This window comes from Agromyces sp. NPDC055658 (genome assembly GCF_053618155.1).
In genome coordinates, this window is record NZ_JBSHHD010000148.1 from 1 (window position 1) to 1,070 (window position 1,070).

Annotated in this window: 2 protein-coding genes; one reads left to right on the forward strand and one right to left on the reverse strand. The window is 66.4% G+C overall.

Annotation, left to right across the window (positions count from 1 at the left end; genetic code table 11):
• A partial coding sequence (locus tag ACWGPE_RS19230; RefSeq protein WP_452049353.1) for a TIM barrel protein occupies window positions 1–457 on the forward strand: 457 nt, incomplete at its 5' end.
• A 4-nt stretch (window positions 458–461) separates the two neighbouring features.
• Here the strand turns inward: ACWGPE_RS19230 and ACWGPE_RS19235 are convergent.
• Window positions 462–977, reverse strand: a complete 516-nt coding sequence (locus ACWGPE_RS19235; protein ID WP_273734877.1) for a DUF1697 domain-containing protein — start codon at window positions 975–977, stop codon at window positions 462–464.
• Window positions 978–1,070: the final 93 nt, after the last annotated feature.

Below are 1,070 nucleotides of genomic sequence, written 5' to 3' on the forward strand. Positions count from 1 at the left end.
GGCCGGGGCCGATCGTGAGGAGCGGCTGGCGGTGTACCGCGGCAACCTCGCCTGGGCTGCCGGGCAGGCCGGTGGCTCCGGCGTCGACGTGCTGATCGAACCCATCAACCAGCGCGACATGCCCGGCTATGTGCTGAGCCTTCAGGACGAGGCGCACCACATCGTGGGGCAGATCGGGGCACCGAACCTCAAGGTGCAGCTGGACCTCTACCACTGCCAGATCACCGAAGGTGACGTGACCGTCCGGTTGCGGACGGACATTCCGACCGGCCGGGTCGGGCATCTGCAGATCGCCGGAGTTCCCGACCGGCACGAGCCGGACAGCGGCGAGTTGGCGATCGACTACCTGCTGGCGGTCATCGACGAGACCGGCTTCGACGGCTGGATCGGCTGTGAGTACCGCCCGGCTGCGGGCACCAGTGAGGGATTGGGGTGGCTGCGACGAGCACAGGGGTGACGCGTCAGCGCAGCACCTTGTCCAGCGTGCGCAGATTCCTCGTCGTCGTCGAGGATTTGTAGCGCTTCTTGCCCATGGTCTTGCCGATCGCACTGTCCAGTGTGGTGGCCCGGGGCACCTGCCAATAGAGCACGCCGTCACCGCGTTGCACCTTCTCGCCGTCGCCCGGGGACAGGGCCGCGAGCTCGTCGAGCAACTCGGCGTCACTGACGAACGTCACGTAGGAGTGGTGGTCGGCGACCTCCCGCTCGAATGGGTATCCCTCGGAGATCTTCTGCAGGGTGGCCAGGTCGTACACCAGCACCCATGCCTCGTAACCGAAGGTGTCCCGCAGCGCGCGCTCAGCCGTGCTGCGGACCTTCGCGGCACCGGAAGTGCTGTCCAGCAAGACATTTCCACTGGCCAGTATCGTTCGAACCTCGGTGAACCCGGCAGCCTCCATGGCCTTCGCGACCTCGGCCATCTTGAGGTTTACGCCTCCGACGTTGACGCCTCGCAAGAACGCGATGTAGCGGGTCACAGGTCCAGCGTAATGGTCACTTCACCGGCAGCTGGTCGAGATCGGCCCCCGAGGTCGCGGTGATGAGGTGCAGCACGCGGCGGAAGGCGGGGG